We start from the raw sequence: 15,387 nt of genomic DNA on the forward strand, positions 1-15,387 counted from the left end.
GTTGCGTGTCCTCAACGCACTTTGGCTCCCGCTTCCCTGTCGCTCCGGGCCCTGCGGCGAGCATGGCGTGATGCTCCTCGACGTATTCGTGGATCGCGGAAGCTACTCGCCAGCAAGGCAAAGCACGACAATGGTTGCGCCAACGCCATCAAACGAAATTCGAGAGTTGCTCACGCCCTGATTCAACCTCCGCCGGGGAAGCTGCAGCAGGGCCGGGTGTTGCCCTCTCCGATGGGACATCATCCCTTTGCTCTAGCGGAATGATCGAAGGCGGTCACCTATAACCGCGGCGCGGCATGCCTTCTCCTGCCGGGAGCTTCTGCAATGACGGTCAAGCCTAACCTGGTGACCGGCGTCAGCGGTTTCGTTGACTTCCGCGAGGTCACGACATGCTGCCCGCCCATGCACCGTCACTGTGTGGGCGAGGTACGAGGCGAGCCAATCTTTGCGTGGCGTCGGGCGGGCGTGAATGATTCTGCGTGGATGCCACGGAACATGCCGTGTCCGCGCAGCCGTGCCATGAGGCGCATCGTCACGCAGAAGGCTGCGCGCGCGCGCAGCGCGAGAGGAAGGCCTGTCCGGCTTTCCTGCGGTGATGAGGCCGACACGCAGACCAGAATCCGGCAGAACCTCGCTTGGTTCGATGCCGCCGCGAGCTTGAAGGGCGGTGGGCAGCGCAGGCAGGCCAGTCGCCCCAGGGCGCCAGAAGCTGTGGCTGGGCATCCGTTCGAACCCGCCTGCGTGTCCGCGGGCGCGGCGCATCGCGCCCGCGTGGCCTTCACCGCCTGTGGCGCCGGAACATGGTCATGAGCGACATCTTCACGAGCCTGCCTCGGAGCCGGACGGGACTTTTCGAAGCCGACGCGCCTCTCGCCGCTCTCGCCACCCTGCAGGACCACCCCGCGCGTGGCGCCTGGCATGTCATGCGTATGCCGGTGCTCCTGCTGGCCGATGTGCTTGCCGCTGGCCTTGCTGTTGTTGTTGCGAGCGCTTGTCTGGAGTTGCTGCCGGAATGGTTGAACTGGCCGGGCAAGGTGCTCGACATGCCGCTGATCCTGGCGGCCTCCTCGGGGCTCATCGCCGGTCATGCTTGGCTCGGCCTCTATGATACCGCGGGGCGAGGGCCGGTCGAGCGGCTCCGCCTTCGCGCACTTGCCGCCGTCGCGATGCCTTGCCTGGCCCTGGTTCCGATCACCGTTGCCGCACAGCCGACCCCCGCGGCAGTGCCGGTGCTCCTTCTGGCCGCGGGCCTGCTGGTCCTGCTCGGCTTCGTGGCCGAGGAACTGCTGCGCTGGCTCCTGATCGGTCGCGAGGCCTGGGGAGATCGGGCGGTGGTGGCCGGGGAAGGCGCCGAGCAGCTCGCATCCTTTCTCCTGGCGCACCCCGAGCTGGGCGTGCGCCCGGTCGGCGTTCTGGCGGAGCCGAAGCCTGGCGGGGAAAGCGGCGGCGTGCCCCGGCTGGGATCGGCGGGCCGGCTGGCGCAGTTCGGCGGATCGGCGGAAATCGCAGTTATCACCGGTCCGGAGGCAGCGGCGCTGGACATAGCGCAACTGCCTTTCCGGCGGGTGATCATCATGCACAACATGCAGGGCCTGCCGGCCTCGGCGGGAGCGGTGCGGCAGCTCGGCGACGCGCCCGGCCTCGAGTTCAGCAGCCGCTCCCGGCGGGCAGGCGCGTTGCGCCTGAAGCGCACCTTCGATCTTTGCGTTGCGGTTCCCGCCCTCTTGTTCATGCTGCCGCTGATCCTGCTGCTGGCGCTGGCGGTCTGGCTGAGCAGCCGCGGACCGGCCTTCTACACGCAGCGTCGCGTCGGCCACCACGGACGGCCGATCACCATCCTGAAGCTGCGCACCATGTATTGTGACGCGGAAGCCCGTCTCCAGGACCTGCTGCAACGGGATACGGCAGTCCGGGAGGAGTGGGAGCGGCATGTCAAGCTGAGCCGTGATCCCCGCGTGCTCCCGGGTATCGGGCCGTTCCTTCGGCGCACCAGCCTGGACGAACTGCCACAGCTCTGGAACGTCATTCGCGGCGACATCAGCCTGGTGGGACCGAGGCCCTTTCCCAATTACCACGTCGAGCGCTTCGGCGAGGACTTCCAGGTGCTGCGTGCCAGCGTCAAGCCCGGGCTGACCGGCCTGTGGCAGATCTCCGCGCGCAGCGATGCCGACCTCAGGCAGCAGCAGGAAATCGACAGCTTCTACATCCGCAACTGGTCGCTCTGGCTCGATCTCTACATCGTCCTGGGCACGATCCCGGCGGTGCTTGGTGCCCGGGGAGCCCATTGACGATGCAGACGCCGCCTTTCAGCGTTCCAATTGCCGCGCGCTTTCCCCTCGCCATCAGGAGGTCAGTATGAGCACGATCCGCAAGCGTGTTCTGGTTACCGGCGGGGCCGGGTTCCTCGGCTCGCACCTGTGCGAGAGGCTGCTGCGCGACGGGCACGACGTCCTCTGCGTCGACAACTACTTCACGGGGCGCAAGGAGAACATCGCTCACCTGCTGAGTGATCCGCATTTCGAGGCCATGCGGCACGACATCACCTTCCCGCTCTATGTCGAGGTTGACCGGATCTATAATCTCGCCTGTCCTGCCTCGCCTGTGCACTATCAGTATGACCCCGTGCAGACCACCAAGGTCAGCGTCATCGGGGCCATCAACATGCTCGGCCTGGCGAAGCGAACCGGGGCCCGCATCCTGCAGGCTTCGACCAGCGAGGTCTATGGTGATCCCTCGGTCAATCCGCAGACGGAGGACTACCGAGGCAACGTCAACATGCTCGGCCCACGCGCCTGTTACGATGAGGGCAAACGCTGCGCGGAAACCTTGTTCTTCGACTATGCCAGGCAGCACCGGGTGGCGATCCGGGTGGTACGCATCTTCAACACCTACGGCCCGCGGCTGCACCCGAGCGACGGACGTGTGGTGTCCAACTTCATCCTGCAGGCACTCCAGGGGCAGGACATCACCATCTATGGCGATGGCCAGCAAACGCGGTCCTTCTGCTACGTGGACGACCTGATCGACGGCTTCATCGCCATGATGGAGGCGGATGACGACATCACCGGGCCAATCAACCTCGGCAACCCGCACGAGATTTCCGTGCGCGAACTGGCCGAGCGAATCATCGCCCTGACCGGCTCCCGCTCCAAACTGATCTCTCGGCCGCTGCCCCAGGACGACCCGCTGCAGCGCTGTCCGGACATCACGCGCGCTGAGAAGCTTCTGGGCTGGCAGCCCTGTGTTCCGCTGGAGGAAGGGCTTCGCCGTACCATCGAGCATTTCGCGGAAATGCTGGGCGTTCAGGTCGCGCAGGGACGCGCACTCGCGTGACCCGTTGCGGGGCTCCAGGGAGACGACGCGGCCCTGAGGGTCGTTCAATCGGATGGGAGGTTGCACCCAGGGCGGCTTAGACCCGCCTTGCCAGGCTTTTCTCCTTTTGCGGCTCCGGTGCGGGCGAGGCTGCGAGGCGGCATGCCTGCCGCTTCCTGCCATCCGATGCCTGGCCGCAGCCGTTCCAGCCGGCAACGCCTTCCTGTGGCGCGGGAATAACGCGGAAGTGCGCTTCAGCCGCCCGTATGGGAGGCACCCTGCGGAAAGGGAGTGGACCCCGGCAGGCTGAGCACGCCAACATGTGCGCTGCGATACCGATCTCGGTCGAATATGGTCACTGCGCAGGTGATTTCTCCTCTTAGGGAGACGGCCGCGATGAAGATTGGAAAGGCTATGAAAATCGCCCGAGTTCCCGCGGTCGAGAACGGGAGCCCCTGGCCCAGCAACGCTTCCGAACCGGATCTGGATGAACCTGCGGCAGGCACTTGTACTTCAGGCGATGAACCTGGAAGGGGAAGGGGGGCCTTTCTTGCCGCTGGTCTGGCGGCGTTGGTGGCCGGCGGCCTGATGCTTGCAAACATGACGCCCCATTATACGGCGCGGAGCATCGTGCTCGCCGGGCTGGGTCCTCCACCGGGCGCAGTCATGCATGTCGGCGACACGCACGGAGAAGGGGATGCCGAAGCACCCCGGACACGACTTGAGACGGAAATCGAGATCATCCAGTCGGGGAGCGTGCTCGGCGAGCTGACCGAACGCTTGCGCCTGTTCGAAGACCCTGAATTCAATCTTGCGCTCGCGCCCGCACTTCCGGAGTGGGTTCCGCGCTGGCTGCAAAGTCGGGCAGGTGCCATCCGGGAGCGGCTGTGGCCCAGGGCTGACGCGCCAGGAAATCAGCAGATACAGGTGATCAGCACCGTTGGCCGCCACATTTCGGTGCAGCAGGCGGAGGCCTCCGGCGCACTCGCCATCTCGGCCTGGTCCAGCCATCCCGACCGCGCCGCGTTGCTGGCCAACACGCTGGCGGAGATCTATGTCCGGCGGGCGCTGGACGAACAGGTGGCCGCGACGGGCCGCACCCTGGCCCTCCTGCGCGGCCGCCTCGGTCAGCTGCAGCAGACCATCGGCAGTTCCGACCGCGCCCTGGAGCGTCGTCGCAACGAAGCTTCCCCGCCGGCTGGAACCGGGGAAGCGGCCGCGGAAGATGGAGCAGGACCGCGCCTTCAGGGCGGGCTGACGCGGTATGTGGCGGCCGCGGGGCCGGCCGATCCGAAGTCTGCCGCGCCGCAGAATGGGCCTGTTCCGCAGATCGCGGCCGCCGACAGGACGGCAGGCGAATGGAATGCGGCGTCTGCAGGCGGAGTTCCTCAAAGCTCAGGATCCGGCGCTGAGCAGCATTTCGCAAGCAGGCCTTTGAGGACCGCTCCGGCTGGCCCGGACCTCGTGGCGGCAGGCGAGGAGGGCGGCGCGCACGCTTCCCTGCAGGGGGAACTCCAGGCTGCTGCCGACCGCAGCCGGGCGCTGCGGCTTGAGCTCGCCGCCTTGAAGCGGCAGCTCGACCAACGCCATGAGGCGGTGGCCGGGCAAGGTGAAATGGGGGGAAAGGGCACGCTCTCGCCGCCGCCCTGGAGCACCAGCCTGGGGCCGGGGGAGGGCAGCCGGAACGGGAACCCGACCCCGAGCGGCACAAGAATCCTGCTCAAAGCCGAGCGGCCGGAGGCAGGCTTCTGGCCTCCAAGCCTTGCGCTTCTTGGCCTGACCGGTCTCGCCTCGACCGCCGCCGCGGGTGTCTTTCTGGTTGTTGCTCGCCGCCCACGAACAAGACGGGCGCAGGGTGGCGCGCGGCAGGAACCAGCCTCGGAGTCCCTGGAGGACATGACGGCCATGGATGGTGGGACCAGTCTCCCCTTGCCGGAGGAGAGTGCCCGGGGGCCAAGGCAGCCTGACGCTCGCCGGCAGGCGTTGCGCCAGGCCTTCACGCCTGCCAACCCGCAGCACAACGCGGTGCGCTTTGTTGGGCGGCGGGAGCAACTCGCACGGGTGCGGCAGGCGATCATGGAGGAGCAGGCGCATGTCTGCCTTTACGGCGAGCGAGGCCGCGGCAAGACGTCCCTGGCGAATCTGGCCACCGAAGCGGCCCGCGAGGCCGGCTTCACCATAGCACGCTATGCTTGCACGGCTTCGAGCAGCTTCGAGGATATCTTGCGCGGTTTGGCCCGGAGCCTTCCCGGCCAGTTGCTGGTATCCTCCTCCCGGCAGGCCGCCGGGCTGGTCGGTTGTGAGGCCGCATTTCCTGCCGGGCCGCTGCAGCCCTGGCATGTCCTGGCCTTGCCGGGCCAACTGGCGGAAAGCCATCTCATCCTTATGGTGGACGAGTTTGATCGGCTGCCGAACGATGCCACGCGCATGCGCATCGCCGACACCATCAAGCTCCTGTCGGAACATTCCGCCTCGGTATTTTTCCTTATCGTTGGCGCGTCGGACAGCCTGACGCAGCTGCTGGACCGGCACCCCTCCGTGCAGCGCAACGTCGTCGGCGTGCAACTGCCGCTGCTGACCAACGGGGAAGTCGAGGAGATTGTCCTGCGTGGAGGACGGCTTTCCGGCCTGGAGTTCTCCGCCCAGGTGCGGACCTGCATCGCGGCCCTGGCGCGTGGCGTGCCTTATCATGCACAGCTCCTGGCGCTGCGCGCGGGGCAGGCGGCACTGCACCGCGCCGACGCTTCCATCAGCGCCTCGGATCTGCGCCAGGCCATCGAACAGTCGATCGCAGAGGCGCCTCCACAGATCGCCGTTCTGTATGAGGGGCTGACACAGGGCGAGCGCGCCGGAGCGATGACATCCCTGCTGCGCGCGATGGCGGCCGGTGAGCAGGACCGCTTCGGCCGCTTCCGCGCGATCCCTATGCCTGATGGAAGGATTGCCGTCGCAGGTGCCGCGGCTGATCCGGCGCTGTGGTCTCACCTTCTCGATACGGGGACGGTGCGGTGCTGCATCGGAGCGGGCGCCGACACCTATGGTTTTGCCGAAGCCAACTTCGCGCACTACGTGTTGCTGCGCATGGTGCGACTGGTGCTCGGATTCGATCCTTCCCGCTGAAGGCGCAGAAGATTGCATCGCCGGCGATGCGCAAGGCTTGGCGTGCCGAACAAGCGAAGCCTACCTCAAAAGAGATGTTGCCCTACTACGTCGAGGAAGGCCTAAGCTTTGAAGCTTAGGAAAGAATTTCCGATGGGCAGAAGATGCGAAGTGAACCTTGTGGGCACGCGTGATGCGCCGTTCCGAGCGTGTGGCCCTGTTGGAAGTTCCTGCTTCTGCGCGCAAGCCGCGGTTCGGCGGCGAGCCTGACCGATGCGTTGCCGATCCCGGCCACGGGACCGCCGAGGCGAGAGAGGGCGGAGCTAGGGAGGCCTGATCTGCAGGTGCGGGCCGCCTCGTGCGGCCGCACCACCACCGGTTCCGTCGTGGATGGCCGGCGCCGACGGAGCCGAATATGTGTCCGGCCCGGTCCTGCCAAACATGGCGAGCGCATGCTGACATCTCGCGAATGGCCCTCCTGCAGTTCCGCTCCCCTGACGCGGATGATGTCGCTGGGGGACATTCTGCTGGAGGGCGCCTTGCAGCACGGTGAACGGACCGCGCTCTGGGCGGATGGTGTACGGCTGTCCTACCGGGAACTCGTCGAGCGCGCCGCGAGGCTGGCCGGCACTTTGGTCGCGGCGCAGCTTGCGGGGCCGGCTCGGCGATGTGCCGTGCTTGGCGCGCGAAGCATCGGCGCCTTTACCGGCGTCGCTGCAGCCGCGCTGGCGCGCTCCGCCTGGGTGCCCCTCAATCCGCGCCATCCGGCAGAGCGCCTTGCGCATGTCGCGCACGCCGCGGAGGTGGATGCCCTCGTGATCGACGAGCAGTCAGATGCACTGGCCGGCGAACTCCTGGCGCGGCTGGACCGGCCGCTGCACGTATTTCTGCCGGACCGTTCGAGCCCCCCTGACTGGGCGCGCCGCCTGCCACAGCATGTGTTTCTCTGCCGTGGAGACCTGGCGCCGCCCGTGCTCGATGGTCTCGGCGGCGGCAGGCCCGATGACGGGGCCTATCTGCTCTTCACTTCCGGCAGCACGGGGGCGCCGAAGGGCGTGCTGGTGCGCCAGGCCAACGTCATGGCCTATCTCGCCAGCGCGTTCGACCGCTACCGGCCTACCGCTGATGACCGGTTCACACAGCTCTTCGACCTGACCTTCGACCTGTCGGTCCACGACATGTTTCTTTGCTGGAAGTCCGGCGGCGCGCTGTTCTGCGTTCCTGACAGGGCCAGGATGGCGCCGGGGGAATTTGTTCGCCGCCATGACTTGAGCTTCTGGTTTTCGGTGCCTTCCGTCGCGATGATCATGGCCCGCCTGCGCATGCTGCAGCCAGATGCCCTTCCGAGCCTGCGCTGGAGCCTTTTCTGCGGTGAGGCGCTGCCGCGCCGCATCGCGGAGGTATGGGCCGAGGCCGCGCCGAATTCGGTGGTTGAAAACCTCTACGGGCCGACGGAGGCCACCATCGCGATCACAGCTTTTCGACTGCCGGCCAACCCTGCGGCCATCGCCCGCCTGCCGGAGATCGTGCCGATCGGGGCCCCGTTGCCCGGCCAGCAGGCCAGGGTGATCATGGCCGATGGCGCCCCCGCCGTCACCGGAATGGATGGCGAGCTTTACCTGGGGGGAAGCCAAGTGGCGGAGGGATACTGGCGCCGCCCGGATCTGACGGTTGAGCGCTTTTCTCCCCCCGCGGATGCGACAGAGCCGCCCCGCTGGTACCGCACCGGCGACAGGGCGATGGTGAGTGAGGAGCATGGCCTGATCTTTCTTGGCCGGCTGGACCGCCAGATCAAGCTCGGCGGGCATCGTGTGGAACTGCAGGAGGTGGAAGTGGCGCTGCGACGTGCGGCGGCCACCGACAGCGTCGCCGCAATCGCCTCGCCGCTCGATTCCCTCGGCCTGCCCAAGGGCATCACCGCCTTCGTCACCGAGGACAGTCTCGACAGCGAGGCCATTCTCGCAGCCTGCCGTGCAACCCTGCCGCCCTATATGGTGCCCTTCCGCGTCTACCGCGTCGCCGAATGGCCGGTGAACGACAATGGCAAGACCGACTACGCCGCCCTACGCAGAATGACGGAGTGATCAACGTGCAGCAGAACATCGCCGCTCTGGCCTCAAGCGAGGATGTTGTCCTTAACGCCCTCCGCGTGGCGGTTATGCGCAAGCTCGGCAGCGCCGGACGACGGGCACCGGCGATCGAGGACAGCAGCAATCTCCTCGAAGTCGGCGTGGTCGACTCCCAGGGATTGCTCGACCTGATCCTGGAGGTGGAGGAGGTCTGTGGACTGATGTTCGATCCGGGGCGCATCAACTTCGAAGACGGCGTCACGCTTCGCGCGCTCGCCCTCGCCTTTGCCTGAACCGGCCGGCGCAGTGCTGCACGCCACCAGGCGGCGGGGGAGGAATGCATGGCCATCAGCGTAGCGCGACTAGACGAGTCCACGCGACCGGGCCTTGAGCGGCTGCTGGTTCAGGCCTGGGAGGCGAACTGGGGGGGCGACCTCGGTCGCGCCCTGGTCCGCTGGCGCTACGACGAGAAGCCGCGCGGCGGCGATACCTGGCTGGCGTTCGACGGAGCGCAGTGTGTTGCGCTCCTGGATACCTTTGTCAGGCCCTACCTGCTTGACGGTGCGCCGCTGCGGGTGCGGGAAACCTGTGACTGGTTCTGCCTGCCCCGCTACCGGCCCCTTGGCGTGGGCATCTCCCTGATGCGCCGCGCCATGGCCTGCCCGGAGCCGCTGTTCCTGAGCGGCGGGTCCGCAGCCACCCTCGCGCTTGTGCCACGGCTGCGTTGGACGCGCATTCCCGAGGTGCAGAAGTGGGTGCTGCCGCTGCGCCTGCGCAGCCTGGTAGGGACTATCATCCGCATGCGCTGGCCAGGAAACGAGCAAAGGGTCAGAGCTATTCCCGAGGTGGTGCCGCTGCGTCGGCCCGCGCGATCTCCGCCGCCCCACGGGGCGGCGCACGTCCGGGAGTGGCTTCCCGGCAACCCTCCGCTGCTCCCGAGGCCGCAGCGCCCAGGATTGGTGCAGCTGCTCTCGACCGAAGATCTTGCCTGGTTCGCAGCTATGCCGCGGGACTTCGCGCAGCCGCTTGGCCTGGCTTTCTTGCTGGACGGCGAGACAGTCGGCTTCTCGCTGTCGCAACTCGAACCTGCGGCCTCCGGCTACGACGCCTGCATTGTTCACCTCCAGCTTGCCCGGGACGACCAACAGCTTGCTGACTGGGTCGTCTCGGAGACCGTTGCGCAACTGGCCGGGCGAGGGGCGGGCATCGTTCGTTGCTGCGCGTCGAGCGAGATGAAGGTGGCCGCTTTACGCAAGGCAGGCTTCTTCGCGCGAAAGCCGCATCCTGGTCACTGGTGGTCGAAGCAGGGGATTTCGCCGCCTGCAGTGATCGACACGGGCTACCTCAGGGCTGACGACTCGTTGCCTTTCCCGGCCCTGAGGGAACGTTATCTTGGCGCACGAGGCGAAAGCCTGCTCGCCGCGCCGGCCTGACAATGCTTGTACGGAGGCAAGCCGATGCTCAGCTTCGACGGGGCCATCGAGATTTTCACCACCTGTCCGCAGTCGCGAACAATGGCGGCAGCGGAATACCTGCGCGCGGCGCGTGAGGCAGCGGCCTGGAGCGATGAGGCGGGCTGCACCGGGATGCTCATCTACACGGACAACGGGATCGTTGATCCGTGGCTGGTGGCGCAGGCCATGTTGCAGTCCACACGGCAGCTCAGCCCGCTGGTGGCGGTGCAACCAATCTACATGCACCCCTATTCCGCCGCGAAGATGGTATCCTCCCTTGCCTTCCTGCATGGCCGCCGCATCCATCTCAACATGCTGGCGGGTGGATTTCGAAATGATCTCGCCGCGCTTGGCGACACCACCCCGCACGACCAGCGCTACGTGCGAACCATCGAGTACGCGCTCGTCCTGCGTCGCCTGCTGGAAGCAGAGGCCTCGGTCACCTTCCAAGGGCAGTACTATGAGGTACAGAACCTGCGGATGACGCCGCCGCTGCCGGCCGAACTTTTTCCAGGGCTGCTCATCTCCGGCTCCTCGGAAGCAGGGCAGCAGGCGGCCGCTGCGATCGGAGCGACCGCCGTGGAGTATCCGAAGCCACCCTTGGAAGCTCGGGCTGCGGAAAGCCTTGGCATCACTGGCAGAACGCCTCGCGGCATCCGCGTCGGCATCATCGCACGGAATGATCCAGAAGAGGCCTGGCGCATCGCCTTCCAGCGCTTCCCGGAAGACCGGCGCGGCCGTCTGGCCCATCAGCTGGCAATGAAAACCAGTGACTCGCTCTGGCACCGGCAACTCTCAGAACTGGCCAAACGAAAGGCAGACCAGCGGGACACGTATTGGCTCTGGCCCTTTGAGAACTATGGAACCTTCTGCCCCTACCTGGTTGGCGAATATGAAACGGTTTCCAATGAGATCGCAACCTATCTCCGTTCCGGAGCCACCTGCTTCATTCTCGACATTCCCCGCGAGGCCACGGATCTTGAAACCACCGGCATTGTGTTCCGCAAGGCACTCCAGAAGGCCGGCCGCGGCGCGGAAGGCACGACCCTGCCGGCAGCATGAGATGCGCTGGGGAAAGGCAGGAGAGCTCGGCCCGGAAGCATGGCCTGGCCGGACACCAGCGAGGGGGCGGCTTGTGGCCTTCCCTTCAAGCGGTTTGCCGCCTCCGCCTGCGGCGCAGGCCGCAACGCGCTGCACTGAACGCCATGGCGTGCTGCTCGGAAGGCCTTCTCCGCCCTTCGCAGCCTCTCCTGCGGCATGGCCCGAGCCATGCCGGAGCATCAAGCGCCGTCGACCCGATGCCCTTCTGAGCCACATCCGGCCCGCAGCGCATCAGCGCCTCGGGCGAGCGGAAAGCCCCCCGATGCGCAACACGTGGCTCCGCCGCCAGGCGACTCAGATCCCTCCCGAACGCCTTGCCGGCAGGTCGTATATCCTGCGACGCGGCAGCCATGCGCCACTGCCCGGAGGGAAGTGCATCCGGCCTGTCTTCAGCGCCGGATCGACAGAGGGAGGGTGGCCATGACCGTTCTTCGCGCACCGGCTGCAGCGCCGTCGGATGAGGCGGTATATCGTCCCGACAGCCAGACTGTCGCGCAGTCGCAGATGACGGCCTTCAGGCAGTGGTGCGCAGGCCGGGCGGGGCAGCCCCTCTCCGACGAAGCGGCGTTGGACCGCTTCTCCGTGGAAGAGTTCCGGAGCTTCTGGCGCCTGTTGCTGGAGTGGTCCGCCTTGCCTGTCGAAGGTGAGAGGGAACCCGTCTGCACCGACGGTGGTGGCGAGGCCGCTCAATTTTTCCCGAACCTGCGCCTCAACTATGCTGAATGCCTTCTTGCCGGCAGTGCGAAGCTGCCAGCCCTTACCGCATGTCACGCAGGCGGCCGTCGAGAGCAGTTCACCTATGAGGCTCTGCGGCTCGCTGTTGCCCGGCTGGCGGTGGCGTTGCGGCACCTGGGCGTCGGCCGTGGGGATCATGTCGCGGCGATCGCGCGGAACAACGCGGAGGCTGCGATCGCAGCCTTGGCCGCTGCCGCCATCGGGGCCACTTTCGCAAGTTGCGCGCCCGACATGGGCGCGCCCGCGATGCTCGCGCGCTTCGCTCCGCTCTGCCCCGCGGTGCTGTTCGCCTGCCTTCGTGCAGAGCCGTGGGACACCGGCATCCCGACGGGTGAGAAGGTGGCGGCCGTTGTTGCCGGGTTGCCTGGCCTCACGGCTGTCGTGGCGCTGGATGATGGTCCCGTGCCCGCAGGCGAGCTGCCGGTCGCTCTGCACAGGTTCGCCGAGCTCACCGAAGCTCCTGCAGACGAGCAGCCGCAGCTTGAATGGCCGCGCAATCCGTTCAACGCCGCCCTGTTCACACTGTTCTCCTCGGGCACGACGGGCGCGCCGAAGTGCATCCGGCATGGCGCCGGCGGCACTTTGCTCGAGCATATGAAGGAGCACCGCCTGCACTGCGACCTTCGGCCGGGCGACAAGCTGTTCTTCCAGACGTCCTGCGGCTGGATGATGTGGAATTGGCAGCTCTCCGCCCTGGCCTCCGGCGTGGAGATCGTGCTCTATGACGGACCGCTCGAGGGGCCGGAGACTTTCTGGCGGATCGCTGCTGACGAGCGCGTAACGGTCTTCGGAACCAATCCCGCATACCTCCAGTTCTGCGAGGCCGCAGGTTTCTCCCCGGGCCGGATGCATGATTTGTCCGGGCTGCGGGGAATTCTCTCAACGGGATCAATCTTGCAGCCGCGGCAGTACGATTGGGTGCGCGACCACGTCAAGGCAGAGGTTCCGCTGCAATCGATCTCAGGCGGCACCGACATCATCGGCTGCTTCGTGCTGGGGAATCCGAACCTGCCTGTTTATCGAGGTGAGGCGCAGTGCCGTAGCCTTGGCCTGGATGTCCGCGCACTTCTGCCGAGGGATGAGCCGGAGGCGCGCATCGGCGAGTTGATTTGCGCCAATCCCTTCCCGTCGCGTCCGCTGGGGCTGCATGGCGACGCGGACGGAACACGCTTCCACGCCGCCTATTTCAGCCAGCATCCCGGGGTATGGACGCATGGCGACCTCATCGAAGAGACATCGCATGGCGGCTGGAAGCTGCATGGTCGGTCCGACGGCGTCCTCAACGTGCGGGGCATCCGCGTCGGTACGGCGGAGATCTATCGTATCCTCGGGGAATTCGAGGAAATCGGCGAGGCGATGGCTGTTGAGCAGCAGGCTGAGAACGAGCCTGGCGGAACGCGCATGGTTCTTCTGGTTGTCTTGCGCGAGGGCGCCCTGGACGCCGCACTGATGAGGCGGATCCGTGAGGAGCTTGCGCGGTGCGGATCGCCCGCATTCGTGCCTGCCCGTATTCTGCAAGTGGAGGCGCTGCCGACCACCTTCAACGGCAAGCGATCTGAGACGGCTGCCCGCGACGCCGTGAACGGCCGCCCGGCCCGGAACCGCGAGGCGTTGCAGAATCCGGAATGCCTGGAGGCGATCGCCCGCCATCCCGCTCTTGGTTCAGCCGTGGCAGCAAAGGTTCCAGACCTCGCAAACTTGGGTCTTGGTGTCCTTCCTTCGATTGAGCGGATGCGGCACGACTTGCAGCTGATCGCCGAGCGCGTCCTTGATGTCTCGCCCATTGGCTGGTCGGACAATCTGCTCAACCTCGGCGCGGATTCGCTGGCGATGGTCAACCTCCTCGTCGAGGTTGAGCGCTATGCGGGGCGTGCCCTGCCGTTCCAGACCTTGCTCTCGGCCCCCTCCGTCGAAGGACTTTCGGCTGCGCTGTCCGCCGGCCCGGAGGCCGAGAAGTCCCCGCCGGACGAGAGGTCGAAACTTCGTTTCCGCGCGATGGTGCTTGAGGACCGCGAGCCCGTCTGCCGCTTCCTCGAATCGACTTTCCGTGGATCCGGCATCAAGGCGCCCACTTGGCAAAAGCTGTTCGAGCACCGTTGGTCAGAGCCTGCGCATGGGCTGGTGCTTCTGGATGGGAGCGAGGTTGTCGGCTTTCTCGGAATCGTGGCTGCTCGGCGCCAACTGGATGGCAGGTCGGTTGTGGTTCACAACATCACCTCCTGGGCGGTCGACGCCCGATATCGGGGTTGGGGCATGGCCTTGCTTGCTGCCGCGCTGCAGGATGAGGAGCTTACCTATACAGCGCTTACGCCTGGGCCGACCTCCTGGGCAGCGCTCCTGGCGCAGCGCTTCGTGCCGCGGGACACACACAGGGTCATCTTGCCGCCGCTGTGGTCGAGCCGAGGACTGTTCGGCGTTTCCAAGCCGGTCATTTGCTTTGATCCGGCTGCCGTGCGGGCGATGCTGACCCCAGAGCAAGGCCAGATCTTCGACGATCATGCACCCTATGATTGCCTGCAGCTCACGGTGAGGGATGGCAGTGACTACGCCTATCTGGTGGTGAAGCGGCGTACGCACAGAGTGGCGGCAAGGCGCCTGGAAAGAATCGTGCGGCTTCGCGTACCTTACTCGGACATTCTCCACTGCAGTGCGCCGGATCTCCTGTCGCGGCACCTGGAACGCGTCAAGTTGGCCATTCTGCGTCGCCAACGCACGGCGGCACTGGTTGCGGATGCCAGGCTCTTCGGGCGCCAACCGGCTGGAGTGCTGATCCCAGCGCGATCCTGCTACCGCTCGCCAGCAAGGACCGGGAGCATTCCCGATGCGCTGTACTCCGAGATCGTGCTTCTGCCGATCTGACTTGTCGTCCCGCGGCACACGGTTCGGAACAGCCTGATAGTGGCGCATGGGTCACACTGTGGCGGCAAGGCTTTGGACGGCGCGGGAATGGAGGACGCAGTCAAGCCGGGGGCGGGTGTCCGCAGCGCGCGATGGCTGCCCCACAAGGTGATCGATGAGGCAGGCGAGGGAGCGCAGCCTAGCGAGTGCTCCGTAGGCCGCAGACCAAGGCGCGAACGGGAGAGGTTTGCACAAGTCGGCCTGGTCGGCCGGGATGACTGTGGGCGTGCTGCGGAAAGGAAGCGCAGGGGGCCAGCTCTTGTCGGTGGGTCCGCGCGGAAGGCGACATCGCGGAACTCCCGTGAAGCACGCTGACCGGCCAGGCACCTACTCCCCCGGGGCTGGGCACGGTGGTGCGCCGCCGGATTCGCACGGGCAGAATCGGGGCTTGGCAAAGTATCCGTTGATTTCGACTGCGTCCCGTCAGCGACGACAGCGGCTGCGAATGACGAAAGGCTCTGTGGTAGCAGGCTGCATCGGTGATCCGCAAAACTGAGTTTTCTTCGGTTCTTAGCAGCAGCAAGATCAACGCGAACTTTCCCCTGCCGAAACTTGTCCCTTGGTGGTCGAAGCAGCACAGGATCCTGCTCGATCGTGCTGAGGACTCCAATCTGGCTTGACCAAGAGGATGATGGATGGCAATCGGGGGCGGCGACGGGGACAGTGTCGGCTCGCCCGTCGCGTGTAACGTCAACACCAGGGCTGCTTCCCGGCCCGGT

8 protein-coding genes are annotated in these 15,387 nt (G+C 66.3%); all 8 read left to right on the forward strand.

Annotated features, from left to right (window positions below; genetic code table 11):
* Window positions 1–806: 806 nt before the first annotated feature.
* On the forward strand, window positions 807–2,288 hold the full coding sequence (locus tag E0493_RS06960; RefSeq protein ID WP_160936197.1) for an exopolysaccharide biosynthesis polyprenyl glycosylphosphotransferase: 1,482 nt from the start codon (window positions 807–809) through the stop codon (window positions 2,286–2,288).
* Window positions 2,289–2,355: 67 nt separating this feature from the next.
* Window positions 2,356–3,333 carry a UDP-glucuronic acid decarboxylase family protein gene (locus E0493_RS06965; RefSeq protein WP_160936198.1) on the forward strand — a complete coding sequence of 326 codons (978 nt, stop codon included), beginning with the start codon at window positions 2,356–2,358 and terminating at the stop codon, window positions 3,331–3,333.
* A 375-nt stretch (window positions 3,334–3,708) separates the two neighbouring features.
* Window positions 3,709–6,432, forward strand: a complete 2,724-nt coding sequence (locus E0493_RS06970; protein ID WP_160936199.1) for an AAA family ATPase — start codon at window positions 3,709–3,711, stop codon at window positions 6,430–6,432.
* Between the two features lie 485 nt (window positions 6,433–6,917).
* Window positions 6,918–8,495 carry an amino acid adenylation domain-containing protein gene (locus tag E0493_RS06975; RefSeq protein WP_160936200.1) on the forward strand — a complete coding sequence of 526 codons (1,578 nt, stop codon included), beginning with the start codon at window positions 6,918–6,920 and terminating at the stop codon, window positions 8,493–8,495.
* Complete coding sequence (locus tag E0493_RS06980; RefSeq protein WP_160936201.1) at window positions 8,492–8,773, forward strand: phosphopantetheine-binding protein; 282 nt, start codon at window positions 8,492–8,494, stop codon at window positions 8,771–8,773. The genes E0493_RS06975 and E0493_RS06980 overlap by 4 nt, the downstream gene beginning before the upstream one ends.
* A gap of 48 nt (window positions 8,774–8,821) precedes the next feature.
* A complete protein-coding gene (locus E0493_RS06985) occupies window positions 8,822–9,913 on the forward strand; it encodes a hypothetical protein (protein ID WP_160936202.1) in 1,092 nt (363 codons plus the stop codon).
* A 24-nt stretch (window positions 9,914–9,937) separates the two neighbouring features.
* Complete coding sequence (locus tag E0493_RS06990; protein WP_160936203.1) at window positions 9,938–10,996, forward strand: LLM class flavin-dependent oxidoreductase; 1,059 nt, start codon at window positions 9,938–9,940, stop codon at window positions 10,994–10,996.
* Window positions 10,997–11,455: 459 nt separating this feature from the next.
* Complete coding sequence (locus tag E0493_RS06995) at window positions 11,456–14,629, forward strand: acetoacetate--CoA ligase (protein WP_160936204.1); 3,174 nt, start codon at window positions 11,456–11,458, stop codon at window positions 14,627–14,629.
* Window positions 14,630–15,387 lie beyond the last annotated feature (758 nt).

The organism is Teichococcus coralli, from assembly GCF_009829925.1.
Classification (GTDB): Bacteria; Pseudomonadota; Alphaproteobacteria; order Acetobacterales; family Acetobacteraceae; genus Pseudoroseomonas; species Pseudoroseomonas coralli.